At 59.7% G+C, this 14,968-nt stretch carries 15 protein-coding genes and 1 riboswitch; of the genes, 4 read left to right on the forward strand and 11 right to left on the reverse strand.

Going from position 1 to position 14,968, the window contains the following annotated elements; genetic code table 11:
• Nucleotides 1-357: 357 nt before the first annotated feature.
• Nucleotides 358-1,236 (reverse strand): phenylalanine 4-monooxygenase, encoded by an 879-nt coding sequence (gene phhA / locus BCF11_RS08190; RefSeq protein WP_098494300.1) that lies wholly within the window; start codon nucleotides 1,234-1,236, stop codon nucleotides 358-360.
• A gap of 159 nt (nucleotides 1,237-1,395) precedes the next feature.
• Here phhA and BCF11_RS08195 point away from each other — a divergent pair, with 159 nt between their 5' ends.
• Nucleotides 1,396-1,917, forward strand: a complete 522-nt coding sequence (locus BCF11_RS08195) for an Lrp/AsnC family transcriptional regulator (protein ID WP_098494301.1) — start codon at nucleotides 1,396-1,398, stop codon at nucleotides 1,915-1,917.
• A gap of 6 nt (nucleotides 1,918-1,923) precedes the next feature.
• Here the strand turns inward: BCF11_RS08195 and BCF11_RS08200 are convergent, their stop codons facing one another.
• The 5 genes from BCF11_RS08200 to BCF11_RS08220 form a co-directional block, all read right to left on the reverse strand.
• Nucleotides 1,924-2,178 carry a YciI family protein gene (locus BCF11_RS08200; protein ID WP_098494302.1) on the reverse strand — a complete coding sequence of 85 codons (255 nt, stop codon included), beginning with the start codon at nucleotides 2,176-2,178 and terminating at the stop codon, nucleotides 1,924-1,926.
• A gap of 73 nt (nucleotides 2,179-2,251) precedes the next feature.
• Nucleotides 2,252-2,965, reverse strand: coding sequence for a GNAT family N-acetyltransferase (locus BCF11_RS08205; protein WP_098494303.1), 714 nt, complete (start codon nucleotides 2,963-2,965; stop codon nucleotides 2,252-2,254).
• A gap of 33 nt (nucleotides 2,966-2,998) precedes the next feature.
• On the reverse strand, nucleotides 2,999-4,225 hold the full coding sequence (locus tag BCF11_RS08210; protein WP_098494304.1) for a multifunctional CCA addition/repair protein: 1,227 nt from the start codon (nucleotides 4,223-4,225) through the stop codon (nucleotides 2,999-3,001).
• Nucleotides 4,226-4,260: 35 nt separating this feature from the next.
• Nucleotides 4,261-4,956 (reverse strand): glutathione S-transferase family protein, encoded by a 696-nt coding sequence (locus BCF11_RS08215; RefSeq protein ID WP_098494305.1) that lies wholly within the window; start codon nucleotides 4,954-4,956, stop codon nucleotides 4,261-4,263.
• Between the two features lie 59 nt (nucleotides 4,957-5,015).
• Entirely contained in the window at nucleotides 5,016-6,992 is a 1,977-nt protein-coding gene (locus BCF11_RS08220; protein WP_098494306.1) for a lytic transglycosylase domain-containing protein, read from the reverse strand.
• A gap of 89 nt (nucleotides 6,993-7,081) precedes the next feature.
• Between BCF11_RS08220 and BCF11_RS08225 the strand changes: the two genes are divergently transcribed.
• On the forward strand, nucleotides 7,082-7,618 hold the full coding sequence (locus tag BCF11_RS08225; RefSeq protein ID WP_233212413.1) for a 5-formyltetrahydrofolate cyclo-ligase: 537 nt from the start codon (nucleotides 7,082-7,084) through the stop codon (nucleotides 7,616-7,618).
• Nucleotides 7,619-7,622: 4 nt separating this feature from the next.
• Here the strand turns inward: BCF11_RS08225 and metF are convergent, their stop codons facing one another.
• The 5 genes from metF to metK form a co-directional block, all read right to left on the reverse strand.
• Nucleotides 7,623-8,465: a methylenetetrahydrofolate reductase [NAD(P)H] gene (metF, locus tag BCF11_RS08230; protein WP_098494308.1), complete on the reverse strand. Its 843-nt coding sequence runs from the start codon at nucleotides 8,463-8,465 to the stop codon at nucleotides 7,623-7,625.
• Nucleotides 8,466-8,477: 12 nt separating this feature from the next.
• Nucleotides 8,478-8,822, reverse strand: a complete 345-nt coding sequence (locus BCF11_RS08235) for a phage holin family protein (protein ID WP_098494309.1) — start codon at nucleotides 8,820-8,822, stop codon at nucleotides 8,478-8,480.
• A gap of 63 nt (nucleotides 8,823-8,885) precedes the next feature.
• A complete protein-coding gene (ahcY, locus tag BCF11_RS08240) occupies nucleotides 8,886-10,322 on the reverse strand; it encodes an adenosylhomocysteinase (RefSeq protein ID WP_098494310.1) in 1,437 nt (478 codons plus the stop codon).
• Between the two features lie 26 nt (nucleotides 10,323-10,348).
• Nucleotides 10,349-10,422, reverse strand: a riboswitch (S-adenosyl-L-homocysteine riboswitch).
• Nucleotides 10,423-10,510: 88 nt separating this feature from the next.
• Nucleotides 10,511-11,539: an AI-2E family transporter gene (locus BCF11_RS08245; RefSeq protein WP_233212414.1), complete on the reverse strand. Its 1,029-nt coding sequence runs from the start codon at nucleotides 11,537-11,539 to the stop codon at nucleotides 10,511-10,513.
• Between the two features lie 238 nt (nucleotides 11,540-11,777).
• Nucleotides 11,778-12,938, reverse strand: a complete 1,161-nt coding sequence (gene metK, locus BCF11_RS08250; RefSeq protein ID WP_098494312.1) for a methionine adenosyltransferase — start codon at nucleotides 12,936-12,938, stop codon at nucleotides 11,778-11,780.
• Nucleotides 12,939-13,225: 287 nt separating this feature from the next.
• Here metK and BCF11_RS08255 point away from each other — a divergent pair, with 287 nt between their 5' ends.
• Together BCF11_RS08255 and BCF11_RS08260 are read left to right on the forward strand one after the other, a co-directional pair.
• Nucleotides 13,226-14,077 (forward strand): lysophospholipid acyltransferase family protein, encoded by an 852-nt coding sequence (locus tag BCF11_RS08255; protein WP_098494313.1) that lies wholly within the window; start codon nucleotides 13,226-13,228, stop codon nucleotides 14,075-14,077.
• Nucleotides 14,074-14,967 (forward strand): lipid A biosynthesis acyltransferase, encoded by an 894-nt coding sequence (locus BCF11_RS08260; protein ID WP_098494314.1) that lies wholly within the window; start codon nucleotides 14,074-14,076, stop codon nucleotides 14,965-14,967. The genes BCF11_RS08255 and BCF11_RS08260 overlap by 4 nt, the downstream gene beginning before the upstream one ends.
• Nucleotide 14,968 lies beyond the last annotated feature (1 nt).

Genomic DNA, 14,968 nt, shown 5'->3' on the forward strand with positions numbered 1-14,968 from the left:
AAAACGTCTTCGCCTTGTGGGCAAATCGTCCTGTTTTTTACTATTTCCTGCAGCCACCAGATTATCACAAGCGGGTGGCCGACTCAATGCACGGCGCAGCAATCACCCGCGCCGGTACTGGGTCTGTAGCGCCTGCCGCGCGGTCGCATTTCCAAATCAAATGCTAAGCAGCCTCAGGGTAACAACTGTAACAACTGGTAAATCGAGTAGATCGGGAGCACGACTGGGCGTGTAATGGCAACTTGTCAGATGTGGCTGAATACCTCCCCTGGACCAGCCATGTCGGGCATTCCTCCCTCTAGTGTTCCCATTATCACTAGTTTGCGGATTCTGCCCTCCCCGGCAGGATCCGCTTTTTTATTTCAACTGCAGATTTGCCTCGCCATCCAGCAAGGCATTCGCCGGCAACGGCTGCAAGGCTTTCAGGCGCGCATAGATGGGCGTGAAATCCGGCGCGGTGTCGTCGAACAGTTGCTTGAAATCATTGATGACAAAATAGGTTTCCTGATAAGAGTCGATCTTGTACAGGGTGCGCATCACGCGCTCGACATCGAACGGCAGGCGCAAAGGCGCGGGACTGCTCAGGCAATGCTCGATTTCACCGCCGGACGACAGAATCCCGGCGCCGTACACGCGTAGGCCTTCCGGACTCTGGATCAGGCCGAACTCAACCGTGTACCAGTACAGGCGCGCCAGCATCGACAGGCCGTCCAGTTTCATCGCCTTCAGCGCGCCCTTGCCGTAATCCTGCAGATGGTCGGCAAAAATCGGATTGAACAGCAGCGGCACGTGGCCGAAAAAATCATGGAACACATCGGGTTCGACGATGTAGTCGAATTCTTCCGGATCGCGCAGCCAGACTGTGACCGGGAAGCGGCGGCTGGCCAGATGCTCGAAAAAAACGTGGTCCGGCACCAGGCCCGGCACCGCCACCAGCGTCCAGCCGGTAGCCTTGAACAGCAAGGCCGAGCTTTCTTCAAAGCGCGGAATGCCGTCGCCGATATTGAGCAGTTCCAGGCTTTCGATGAAGACGTCGCAAGCACGGCCGGGGATCAGCTTGGCTTGGCGCTGATACAGGCGGCGCCACAGAGCGTGCTGCTCCGGCGTGTAGGCATCCCAGTCCTGCTTGACCACATAGCGCGCGTCGATCTTGCTGTAGTCGCCGCGCAGGGAGGCGCCGTCCGACTTTTCAGCGACGGTGGCAAAAAAATCATCGGTGTTCAAGCTCATGTCCATTACGTTTGCATTCATTCTGTAGGTCCCGGATTCAACGCGTTTAGCTACTTTTATGCCTACAGTATAGGGCTGAGACGAGGGCAGTTAATTGCAAAATTTGTTCCACAAACCAGAATTTGAGCATTAATATGTCTTAAAACATCAATTTAAAGGTGAATTATGCCAACGATTGCATTGGATGCAACCGATCGGAAAATCCTGGCGATCTTGCAGGAGGATGGCCGCCTCAGCAATCAGGAGGTGGCGGAAAGGGTCAACCTGTCGCCGTCGCCCTGCCTGCGCCGCATCAAGCAACTGGAACAGGCCGGCGTAATCCGGCAATACGTGGCGCTGCTGGAGCCGGACAAGATCGGCCTGGGCCTGCTGGCCTATATCAACGTGCGCCTGGAAAAGCATAGCGATCCGCTGTACTTGAGCGGCACCAAAGCGGCGGCGGCCCAGCATCAGACCATGTCGCCGCGGGTTTCGTTTTCTACCGCGGTAGAGCGCTGGCCGGAAGTGGTTGCCTGCTACGCCATGACTGGCGAGATGGATTTCTTGCTGAGAGTGCACGTGGAAGACATGGCGCATTTCTCCCGCTTCATGATGGAGACCCTGCTGCGCCATCCGGCGGTGCTGGACGTCAAATCGAGTTTTGCGCTGCAACGGGTGAAAGATACGACGGCACTACCCTTGCTTTAACGGATCCTAGACCGCGTTCCATTCGTAGACCGTCACCAGCGACGATCCGCTGACATGCACCGGATCGGTGAACGCCAGGCTCTGTGCTTCTTCCAGGCTGGCGGCCTTGATCAGATAGGCGCCGCCCGACTTGTCGGTAAACGGCCCGGCCAGCTCAAGCTTGCCTTGCACCCGCAGCTGATCGAGAAAAGCATAGTGCTGCTCCACTACACTCGGCTGGAAGGCGGGAGTGCGCATTGTGGTGACCAGATAGCGGTACATAGGAACTTCCGGAGGCAAATGATGAGATGGAAATATTATCGCAAAACGCGCAACCTGGCCGAAGCCGGGCCATTTAGTCGCGCTTGATGCCGGGCAGGTTGCTCAGCCATTTGAGCGCGGCGCGCAGATTCGCCTTGAAGGTGTAGTCCAGCATCGCCGCCTGCTCCTGCACCGCCTCCTGCAACACGCTGGCAGGATTGGCCGGCGGCAGCTTCAGATAAGCGTCAGCCTCGCCGTAATCGCGGTGGATCGCCATCCCGGCCTTTTTTGCGATATGCATCATCACCTTGTTTGAGGACAGGCAGTGCATATACAAGGTGTCGATATCGACATTGCGGCAGCGTATCGCCGCCCGTTCAAACAGGCGGCTGCCGACACCCATGCCGCGTGCCGAAGCGGCCACCGAGACGCCGAATTCGGCGACCCTTTCCTTGGTGGTCGAAGCGCTCACCGAAGGCAGCGCCTCGCGCGGCGCAAAAGCCAGGTGGCCGACCCCAAGCAAGCGCAGCTTACGATCGTAGACGCCGAACACGGTGTCGCGCGAGAAATCGATATTTTCCACGTAACGGCTAACCAGATCATCCGACAGCACCGAACCGAAGCGCAGCAAGCGGTCACCGCTGCTCAACGCCAGGAAATGGCGCAACAGCCGCTTGCGCGCCCGGCGCGACAATTCCTTGACGAAGATGATAGGCCGCGCAGCCTTGGCATGGCCGGAACCGGAGCCACCGGCTGTTACCGGCGCCGGGCTGCCGGCGCCGCCCGTCTTCGCATCTGTGGCTGTCATCCTGGCCTCTCTGGTCGGACAAGCTGATCTGGTTTACGGTCGTTGCGCCTGCAGCAGCTGCTCGACCACTTCAACCCGGGCGGCATGGATAGCGTCAGGTATCCGTTGCGGCTGCTGCTGGAACATGCCTGCAATAACGCCGGCATTGACCGACTGCGCTGCCTGCAATGCCGCCTGCAGATAAGCAAGCTGCGGAAACGGCCGCTCCTCGTAGCCGGTCCTGCCGCGGTAATCGCATTCGGTGGCACGTAGCATATCAATAAAACGCTCGGGCTTGCGAAATGCGTCGCAGCGTCCCAGCAGGTTGACGATGGTGGCGGCGCGCAGCTCGAAAGCGCGGCCGACGTTGCCGTGTTCGCGGGTCGTCATCAAGGCCAGGTCGCGCGCCTCGCTCGGCACTTTAAGACGCTGGCAAACCCGTTCCACCAGTTCCACGCCAAGGCCTTCATGACCGTGATGGCTGGGCCAGCCTGCGGCCGGCGTCACGCCTTTGCCGAGGTCGTGCATGATGGTGGCGAAGCGCACCGGCAGCGGATAGTTTGCGCGGGCGGCGGTATCCACCACCATCATCACATGTACGCCGGTATCGATTTCAGGGTGATATTTTTCCGGCTGCGGTATACCCCACAACGCATCCAGTTCCGGCAGGATGCGCGCCAGCGCGCCGCACGCGCGCAAGACCTCGAACATGCGCGACGGCTGGCTTTCCATCAGGCCGCGCGCCAGCTCTTGCCAGACCCGTTCCGGCACCAGCGCATCGACTTCACCTGCGGCTACCATGCGTTGCATCAGGGCGTTGGTTTGCGGCGCAACCGTAAAGTCGGTGAAGCGCGCAGCAAAGCGCGCCACGCGCAGGATGCGCACCGGATCTTCGGCAAAGGCGTCGGAGACGTGACGGAATATACGATCTTGCAGATCCTGGCGGCCGTTGAAAGGATCGGCCAGGGCGCCGTCCTCGGCGCGCGCAATGGCGTTGATGGTCAGGTCGCGACGCACCAGGTCTTGCTCCAGCGTGACGTCGGCGGCGGTATGGAACACAAAACCTTTGTAGCCGGGCGCAGTCTTGCGCTCGGTGCGCGCCAGCGCATATTCCTCATGCGTTTGCGGATGCAGGAACACTGGAAAATCCTTGCCGACCGGGCGGAATCCTTGCGCCAGCATATCGTCCGGCGTCGCTCCGACCACCACGTAATCGCGGTCCTTGACCGGCAAACCGAGCAACTCGTCGCGTACCGCGCCGCCTACCGCAAAAACTTTCATGTCGTTGATTGAACCTGATGAGATTGGACTTGCAATTAATCTGGCAAGACTTCGGTTTCCGCCAATGCCTCGCGCATCCAGCGCGTCACCGCCGGGTGTGCCTGCACCCGTTCGGCGTAGGCTTGCAATGCCGGCGCCAGCGATACGCCGTAGCTGTGGAAGCGCATGACGACCGGTGCAAAATAGGCGTCGGCAATCGAAAATGCGCCGAACAAAAACTGATGATGACCGAATTCGGATAAGCAGGTTTCCCAGATTTCCACCACCCTGGCGATATCGGCCTGCGAGCCAGCGGTACGCCCGTGTCCCGGCTTGTGGACACGAATATCCATCGGCATGTCTGCACGCAGGGCGGCAAATCCGGAATGCATCTCGGCGCAGATCGAACGCGCGGTGGCGCGTGCCAGCGTGTCTTGCGGCCACATGCCGAGATCGGGGAACTGATCCGCCAGGTATTCGCAGATGGCCAGCGAATCCCAGACCGGCGTCTCGCCCACCAGCAGGATCGGCACCCGGCCACTGGCGGAATAACGTCCTATTTCGTTGGCGGTGTGCGGCTGGCGCAACAAGATCTTGTGTTCCTTGAACGGAATGCCGAACGCAGTCATCGCCACCCATGGCCGCATCGACCATGAAGAATAGTTTTTATTGCCGATCACCAGGATCAGGCCGTCCTTTCCGGCTTTTTGCAAAGCGGCTGACAGGCTTGGATCGAGTTCTGTGGTTTGCATATACAGCTCCGGGACTACGAATGTCGAGATTCCACGCAGTAATTCTACTCAAGGCTATATCAAGGCAGCGCCGACTCGACAAAACCCTTGGGTGCGACCGTGCCCAGGCGTGCTTTCAGGGACTGCGGCTTGCCGTCAAACAAAGCTGCATAGTAAGTCGCGTTCGACAGCACATTCTTGACGTAGCCGCGGGTTTCATTAAACGGAATCGACTCGGCAAATACCGCACCTTCCACCGTGCCGGGCAGCGTCGAGCGCCAGGCCCGCGGCCGTCCAGGACCGGCATTGTAGGCGGCCGACGCGAGCGCCTGCGAACCGTCCAGATCGGACAACACCATGCTCAGATAGTTGGTGCCCAGCAGGATGTTGGTATTCACGTCGGCAATCTGGTCGACGGTAAAGCCGCTCAGGCCGATTTTCTTGGCAACCCATTTTGCCGTCGCCGGCATCACCTGCATCAGGCCGCTGGCGCCGACGTTCGAGCGGGCGCTGCGCATGAAGCGCGATTCTTGCCGGATCAGCCCGTATACCCAGGCCATGTCGAGCCCCAGGCTTTGGGTATTGGTGCTCATGACATCGCGATGCGGCGACGGGAAGCGCTGATTGAAATCGACTTCGACCTTGGTCCGGTCCGAAGTGTTCACCATGCGGTCGAGGACATTGTTCTGGCGCGCGAATTCAGCCGCTGTCAGCAATTGGCGATCAGTCATCTGGCGCAGTTCCCAATTCCATTCGCGCACACCTTCAAACCGCAAATTCATGTCAAAAAACCGCAAGGCGCGACGGAAGCCCTGGTTATTTGTCATCGCCGCCATTTCAATTGGAGTAAATGTCTGGCTGGAGGAAACCGCAATGATTTTCTGCCCCAGCTCTTCCAGCGCCAGCTGGCCATAGAAATTGGTCTGGTCGGCGATAGCCTGGAATTGCTGCTGGGCCTGATCAACCTTGCCTTCGGCCTGGTCGGCGCGGGCCAGCCAGTAGATCCAGGTCGGGTCGCTGCGCAGGGCCGCCGGCATCGCCTCGATGCCGCTCCTGACCAGCTTCCAGTCGCCGCCGCGCAGGGCCGAGCGCACGCGCCATTGATAAGCGTCGCCGGACAATGGCGCGCTACCCTTTACCTGTCGCCAATAGTCGATCGCTTGCGGCTCCAGCTTGAGCGCCGACTGCAAGGCGATCTGCGCCCATGCCAGCGAGCGCTCGGTCGATGTCAATTGATCCAGGGATGCGTTCAGTGCGCCGGCCGCACGGCCGGTATCGTTCTTCGCCACGCGTCCCAGCGCCAGGATGAATAATTCATGGCCGCTGCGCCCGGCGCCCGGGCCGCGCGCCAGCACCAGCGCGGATTTGTCGATGGCTTGCGCCACCTGAGCATCGTCGGCGTCGACGAACGGCGTCATGCGGCGCGCCACCCCTGCAAAGCCGGACTCCACCGCCTGGCGGACCTGGAACCAGACATCGTCGGCGCTGAACTGGCCGTTTTGCGCCAGCGTGCCGACCAGGTCGGTGCAGCCTGGACCGAAGTCCTTCGGCGTGGTCAGCAAGGCGCGTGCCTCCGCCGCCACATTCGTGCCTTTCTGGGCGGCCGAGGTCAGCGCATAGCATTTCAGCTGGGTGTCGTCGTCCAGCACGAATTTCGGATATTGTTCATCAAAAGTGGCCCAGTCGCCGGCCTTGCCCAGCTCCAGCAGCCAGTCGTTGCGCAGGCGATCAGCGATTGCGCTGCCGTCGTAACGGCTGAGGTAGTCGCGGATATCGGCCTGCGGCGCGACCAGGTCTTTGATCAGCGGTTTCAGGCGGTAGTAATCGACATATGAAGGAATGTCATAATCACTCAGGGTAGAAGACAGCAGTTCTGCCTTGTCGGCGTTATTCGCGCGCGCGGCGTCGCGCAAGGCCAGGAAAGCGTCATCCTGGCTGGCGTAGCTGCCGCTGGATGCGCTGCTGGCGGAGCGCTTTTGCGCATAAGCTGCACTTGTCAGTACGGCGGAGGAAGCCACGGCGACGGCGATGACAGCAAGCCATTTCTTTTTGAACATGTTAAACCTATTTTTTACGGGTACGAACGATGACGCCTAGCATAGCATGTGATGCCAGTGATGCAACACCAAACCCCGACAAAGCATTGTTGCGCCCTGCCCTCCTGGCCGCGCGGCGGGCGATAGCCGCCGACAGCCGCCGCGACTGGGACCTGGAACTGGGGCGCCGCGTAATCGCCTGGGTCGCGTCATGGCGGCAGGCACAGCCGGACGGCGTGCTGGGGGTCTACTGGCCGATCCGCGGCGAACCGGATTTGCGGCCGGCTTACGCCGAACTGGCGGCAAACGGTGTGCCGCTGGCGTTGCCGATCGTGGTGGATAACGATAGCCCCCTGCGTTTTGTCGCCTGGACGCCCGGTGACAGCATGGTGAAAGACAGTTTCGGGGTCGCAGTGCCGGCCAGCGATGTGGGCGCGACGCCGTCGGCCTTGCTGATTCCCTGCGTCGGCTTCAACCGCGGCAAGCTCAGGCTGGGCTACGGCGGCGGCTTTTACGACAGGACCCTGGCGCTGGCGCCGCGTCCGCAGGCAATCGGGATTGCCTACTCCTGCGGACTGGCGGAATTCGAGGGCGCCGCGCATGATATTGCGCTGGACGCCATCATCACCGAAGCTGGCGGATTGTAGCAGCCTATAACTTCAGGCGCTGCCAGATGGCGATCGTCGCTGGCGAATGATTCAAGGTATAGAAGTGCAATCCCGGGGCGCCGCCGGCGAGCAAGCGCTCACATAGCTGGGTCACCACGTCCAACCCGAAAGCACGGATCGAATCGGTGTCGTCGCCATAGCTGGCCAGCTTGAGGCGGATCCAGCGCGGGATCTCGGTGCCGCACATGTCGGAAAAACGCATCAGTTGCGAGTAGTTGGTGATCGGCATGATGCCAGCCACCACAGGCACCGTCGCCCCCAGTTTTTGCGCTTCGTCGACGAAACGGAAATACGCGTCGGCATTGTAGAAATACTGGGTGATGGCGCCGTTGGCGCCGGCCTTGACCTTGCTGACATAGCGCTGCACGTCGTCCTGCGGCGACTTCGCCTGCGGGTGCATTTCCGGATAGGCCGCGACTTCGATATGGAACCAGTCGCCGGTTTCGGCGCGGATGAATTCCACCAGCTCATTCGCATAGCGGAATTCGCCGGAAGAAAAATCCATGGCGCCGTAGCCGCTCGGCAGATCGCCGCGCAAGGCCACCAGGCGCTTGATGCCGTGATCCTTGTATTGCGCCAGGATGGCGCGCAGCGATTCACGCGAACTGCCCAGGCAGGACAGATGCGGCGCCGCTTCGTGGCCTTCGCTGCGGATATCCAGCACCGTGTCCAGCGTGCCTTTCTGGGTCGAGCCGCCGGCGCCGAAAGTCACCGAGAAATAGCGCGGATGCAGTTCCGCCAGCTTGGCGCGCGTGACCCGCAGTTTTTCCGTTCCCTCGGGCGTCTTCGGCGGGAAAAATTCGATACTAAAATTCTTTTTTGCCATTTTCTGTGCCAATCAATTCTTCTTCAACAGCAGCGTGGACAACGCCCACGAAACGATGCTGTACAAGATAGCGCCGCCTACCGCCGCCCAGAAACTGGCGACATAGAAACCGCTTACCAGATGCGAAACCAGCCAGAACATCAGGCCGTTGATGATAAAGATGAACAAGCCCAGGGTCAGCAAGGTCGCCGGCAAAGTCAGCAACAACAAGACAGGGCGGATCAAGGTATTGACGAAACCCAGCACCAGCGCAGCGATCAGCGCCGCACCGAAACTGGTGAACTGCACCGAGTGCATCAGATACGGCACCGCCAGCAAGGCCAGGGTATTAATCAGCCAGGTAATCAGTAAGCGCATTGAGGTTTCCTCTTGATGGTGGAAGATCCGCCGGCCGCCATAAGGCAGCCGGCGGCCGGGCTATTAATAGCGGTAGTGTTCCGGCTTGTAAGGGCCGGTTTGCTTGACGCCGATATAAGCAGCTTGCTCTTCCGTCAGGACAGACAGTTGCGCGTTCAGCTTTTTCAATTGCAGGCGCGCGACTTTTTCATCCAGGTGCTTCGGCAGCGTGTAGACGCCGACCGGATAAGCCTTGGTGTTCACGAACAATTCGATCTGGGCGATGGTCTGGTTGGCGAACGACGAGCTCATCACATACGACGGATGGCCGGTGCCGCAGCCCAGGTTCACCAGACGGCCTTCAGCCAGCAGGATGATGCGTTTGCCATCGGGGAAAATGATGTGGTCGACTTGCGGCTTGATGTTTTCCCAGGTGTATTGCTTCAGGGCGGCGACTTCGATTTCATTGTCGAAGTGGCCGATGTTGCAGACGATCGCCTGGTTCTTCATCTTTTGCATGTGCGCATGAGTGATCACATGGTAGTTGCCGGTGCAAGTGACGAAGATGTCGCCATGCTCGGCCGCGTATTCCATGGTCACCACGCGGTAGCCTTCCATCGCCGCCTGCAGGGCGCAGATCGGATCGACTTCCGTCACCCAGACTTGCGCCGACAGCGCGCGCATGGCTTGTGCAGAACCCTTGCCGACATCGCCATAGCCGGCGATCACGGCGACCTTGCCGGCGATCATGACGTCGGTGGCGCGCTTGATGCCGTCAACCAGCGATTCGCGGCAGCCGTACAGGTTGTCGAACTTCGACTTGGTGACCGAGTCGTTGACGTTGATGGCGGGGAAAGCCAGCTTGCCTTCCTTGTGCATCTGGTACAGGCGATGCACGCCGGTGGTGGTTTCTTCGGTCACGCCCTTGATCTGGGCCAGGCGGGTCGAATACCAGCTGGGCGAAGTCGCCAGTTTTTTCTTGATGGCGTTGAACAGGCAGATTTCCTCTTCCGAACCCGGGTTGTTCAAGACCGACGCGTCTTTTTCAGCGCGGGTACCGAGGTGCAGCAGCAAGGTGGCGTCGCCGCCATCGTCCAGGATCATGTTGGCTTGCTCTTCGCCCGGCCATTCGAAAATGCGGTGCGTGAATTCCCAGTAGTCGTCCAGCGATTCGCCCTTGAAGGCGAACACCGGCGTGCCGGCAGCGGCGATCGCGGCGGCGGCGTGGTCCTGGGTCGAGTAGATATTGCAGGATGCCCAGCGTACCTTGGCGCCAAGCGCTTCCAGGGTCTGGATCAGCACCGCGGTCTGGATCGTCATGTGGATCGAACCAGTGATGCGCGCACCCTTGAGCGGCTGCGCAGCGGCGAATTCGTCGCGGATCGCCATCAGGCCCGGCATTTCGGTTTCGGCGATCTTGATTTCCTTGTCGCCCCAGCCGGACAGGCTGATATCGGCAACGACGTAATCTTGGGTTGAAGAGTTTGAGTGTGCGGTAGAGTTCATTACAGCGGCGTTCATCACGCCCTCCTTTCGTTAGAAAAAAAGTAACGTGAGCGCAGTTGCGTATTGACCGTTCCAAGCCTGGCAGACCGTGTCTGTCGCAACGCTCCTTGGATACGATCTGCCATTTTAATGCAAACGGCGGGTTTTCGGCCAGCTGAAGCACATATTCCGGTTATCCCGATATCCGAATAAGCAGGCGGGCCTCAGACCCAGCCCATTTCATGCAACTCGCTCTTGATATAAGCATAGTAAATCGGCGCCGCCACCAGTCCCGGCAGGCCGAATGCAGCTTCTGCCAGCACCATCATCAGCAGCAGCTCCCAGCTGCGGGCATTGATCTGGGTGCCGACGATCTTCGCGTTCAGGAAGTATTCCAGCTTGTGTATCACCACCAGGAACACCAGCGCCGCCAAGGCCACATAGACCGATACCGACAAGGCGACCAGCACAATCAAGGTGTTGGAAATCAGGTTGCCGATCACCGGCAGCAAGCCCGCCAGGAAGGTGACGATGATCATGGTCTTGGTCAAAGGCAGGTGGATGCCGGCGAGCTTGAGCACGACCAGCAGGAAGATCGCCGTCAAGGTGGTATTCAGCAGGGAAATCTTGATCTGGGCGAACACTACGCGGCGGAAGGCATCCGCCAGCAAATGCGCGCGCCCCAGCAATTCGCTCGCCAGCGGTTGCAGCAAAGGCATCGGATGCGCCGCATTCAAGGCAATCATGGCGCCCAGCACCATGCCGATCAGCACATGCACGAACACCTGCACCGCTTCCTTGCCTGCCAGTTGCACTTGGCCGCTATGGGATTGCAGCCAGTCGCTGACCAGTTGGCGGATATCTTCGACGTCGTCCGGCAGATATTGCTGCAGCCATTCCGGCAGCTGCGTGCGCGCCTGGTCGACCACCAGCATCAGCTTCGATTGCAGCACCTGCAGGCGGTCGGGGCCGCCGTGGAAAAAGGCAATCAAGCCGAAAATCACCAATGACAACAGTCCGATAATGATCACCGACAGGAACACCACCGAAATCAGGTGGGCCCGCTGGCTGGTCAGGCGACGCTGGACAAACGGCGTCAGCGTGCGCACCAGCTCATACACCAGCAAACCGGCCAGCAACGCCGTCAGCATATGCAAGGACATCACCAGGAACAGCGCGGCCAGCGCCACCAGCCAGGCGGCCAGGCGAAAGCGCGGCAGCTCGGTAACTACCGGACGCAGTTGTCGAGACACAGATTCGGGTACGTGTTTGGGGGCAGAGGCCATGTGGGGGACTTGGTTAGATCAAGCGCAATACTCACGCAAAATACAGCGGAAGCGAAGTAAAGCTCTTGTATCTTTCTTGTGGGATAGTCACTGAGGCGATCAGTGTAACAAGTCGTTACCATCGTGCAAAGCACGATTCTGGCGTTGCCGCTATTTGGCCTGGCGAGGAAGCATATCCTCGCCAGACCCCATACCTGAGCAGTCGTTACAGCGCAGCAGCCTTCAGTGCGGCAGCCTTGTCGGTGCGTTCCCAGGTGAATTCCGGCTCTTCACGGCCGAAATGGCCGTAGGCGGCCGTCTTTTGATAGATCGGACGCAGCAGGTCAAGCATCTGCACGATGCCCTTGGGACGCAGGTCGAAGTGCTCCAGCACCAGCTGCGCCAGCTTTTCGTCGCTGATCTTGCCGGTGCCGAAAGTGGTGACCATCACCGAAGTCGGCTTGGCGATGCCGATCGCGTACGAGATCTGGATCTGGCAGCGGGAGGCCAGGCCGGCGGCAACGATATTCTTCGCCACGTAGCGGCCGGCATAGGCTGCCGAACGGTCCACCTTGGACGGGTCCTTACCGGAAAATGCGCCGCCGCCGTGAGGCGCAGCGCCACCGTAGGTGTCGACAATGATCTTGCGCCCGGTCAGGCCGCAATCGCCTTGCGGGCCGCCGATGACGAAACGGCCGGTCGGGTTGACCAGGTAACGGGTATTTTGCAGCCATTCCTTCGGCACTACCGGCTTGATGATTTCTTCAATCGCCGCTTCTTCAATCGCCTTGTGCTGCATTTCCGGCGCATGCTGGGTCGACAGCACCACGGTGTCGATCGCAACCGGCACGCCGTCGACATATTTCAACGTGACCTGCGATTTGGCGTCCGGCCGCAGCCATGGCAGGCGGCCGTCCTTGCGCAATTGCGACTGCCGTTCGACGATACGGTGCGCGTAGTAGATCGCGGCAGGCATCAGTTCCGGCGTTTCATCGCAGGCGTAACCGAACATCAGACCTTGGTCGCCGGCGCCCTGGTCGAGATCGAGACCCTTGCCTTCATCCACGCCCTGGGCGATATCCGGCGATTGCTTGTCGTAGCCGACCAGTACCGAGCAGCTTTTGTAGTCGATGCCGTAGTCGGCATTGTCGTAGCCGATGCGCTTGATGGTTTCGCGCGCAACAGCGATGTAATCGACATTGGCGAAGGTGGTGACTTCACCTGCCAGCACGACCAGACCGGTGTTGCACAGGGTTTCGGCAGCGACCCGGGCGTGCGGGTCCTGGGTGAAAATTGCGTCGAGAATCGCGTCGGAAATCTGGTCCGCGACTTTATCGGGGTGACCTTCGGAAACGGATTCCGAAGTAAAGAGGTATTCATGTGCCATTGCAAGCTCCAACAAAAAAACAAGTGGTGACCATGTCGCAGTCAAACCTGTTGAGCCTGCGACGCTTTAGCGAAATTTGTATTCCGCCTCGCAAGTTGTCTATTAACTCGGCGGATAATGCTAATTACTATATATTAAGATGATTCTGATAAGCAATCTCTCTGCAATCCAGACAAGCTAGCAACGCTGTTTGAATTCGAAACTATTGTGCTATTTTACGCCTCTTGAAAAAAATCGGCAAAATCCGGCCCCTTTTGGGTCTTTTTTGGCTCTTTTAGGCCCCGCTAATGCTCGTATCACTCTTTCGCCTGCTATCGAAACTACCGCTTCCATTCTTACATGCAATAGGCACGGCCGGCGGCTGGCTGGTCTATCTGGCCTCTTCCTCGTATCGCCATAAACTGAAAGAGAATCTGACGCAGGCCGGCTATCAGGCAGACCTGGCGCAAGCGGTCAGCGAATCCGGCAAGAGCATGTTCGAGCTGCCGTTCATCTGGTGCGCCTCGCCGCAACGGGTGCTGCGCACCGCCGCCATCGAAAACTGGGAACTGGCGCAGGCGGCGCTGGACGCCAGGACCGGTGTGATTTTCCTGACGCCGCATCTGGGCTGCTTTGAAATCATCGCCCAGGCCATCGCCACCAAGACTTCACTGACGGCGCTCTACCGGCCGCCGCGCAAGGCCGCGCTCAAGCCGCTGATCGAAGGTGCGCGCGGACGCCACAACCTGCTGCTGGCGCCGGCCAGCCTGGCGGGCGTGCGCACCTTGTTCAAGGCGCTCAAGAAAGGCCAGGCGATCGGCTTGCTGCCGGACCAGGTGCCGCAGAACGGCGAAGGCATATGGGCCGATTTCTTTGGCCGTCCGGCCTACACCATGACCTTGCCGGCCAAGCTGCAGCAGATGAGCGGCGCCCCGATTATCCTGTCTTACGCCGAACGGTTGCCGTTCGGGCGCGGCTACGTGATCCGCTTTGTGCCTTTCGACGAAACTCCGGGCCATACGCCGGAGCAAAGAACGCTGGCCATCAACCAGGCGATGGAGCGGCTGATCGCGCGCTGTCCGGCGCAATATATCTGGAGCTACAACCGCTATAAGACGCCGCCCGGGGTTGCGCCGGCGGCGCAGGAGCCGCAGGCATGAGGGCGTTGCTATGGCTGTTGTGGGTAGTGCATTTTTTACCGCTGTGGATCCTGGGTCCGATCGGTGAAGCGCTGGGCTCATTGCTGTTCATCATCATGAAGCCGCGGCGCCACATTACCCTGACCAACCTGCGCCTGTGCTTTCCCGACATGCCGGAACAGGAACGGGTTGCGCTGGCGCGCCGCCATTTCCAGGCTTATTCGCGCAGCGTGCTGGAGCGCAGCGTGCTGTGGTGGGCGTCCGAAAAACGCTTGCGGCGCCTGATCAAGATCGAATCCGACCTCCCGCTCAGCACCCTGCAATCCGGCCCGACCATCCTGCTGTGCCCGCATTTCGTCTGCCTGGAAATTCCCGGCATTGCACTGGTGCTGAATTCGTCGCTGTCGATTTGCACCATCTATACCCGCCAGCAAGATGCGGTCATTGATGCCGCGCTGCTGAAAGGACGTTCGCGCTTCCGGCCGGTCAGATTATTTTCCCGAGAGCAAGGTGTCAAACCCATCATCCGCGCCATGCGCGAAGGCTATCCCTTCATCATGCTGCCGGATATGGATTTCGGCATGAAGGATGCGGAGTTCGTACCTTTTTTTGGCGTGCCGACTGCAACGCTGACCGCCACCGCCAGGATCGCCGCCGCCACCAAAGCCAATGTGGTGCCGATGATTGCGACTTTCCTGCCCGGCTACAAAGGCTGGAAAGTCACCTTCTACCCGGCCTGGGAAAACTACCCCGGCGGCGACATGACAGAAGCGACCCGCCGCATGAACGCCTTTATCGAAGCACGCATCCTGGAAGCGCCGGCCGAATATTTCTGGGCCCACAAGCGCTTCAAGAGCCGGCCGCCGGGACAGGCTGATGTTTACAACACAACCACGCCAGAGCAGACTTGAA

The organism is Collimonas sp. PA-H2 (assembly GCF_002564105.1).
Taxonomy (GTDB): Bacteria; Pseudomonadota; Gammaproteobacteria; order Burkholderiales; family Burkholderiaceae_D; genus Collimonas.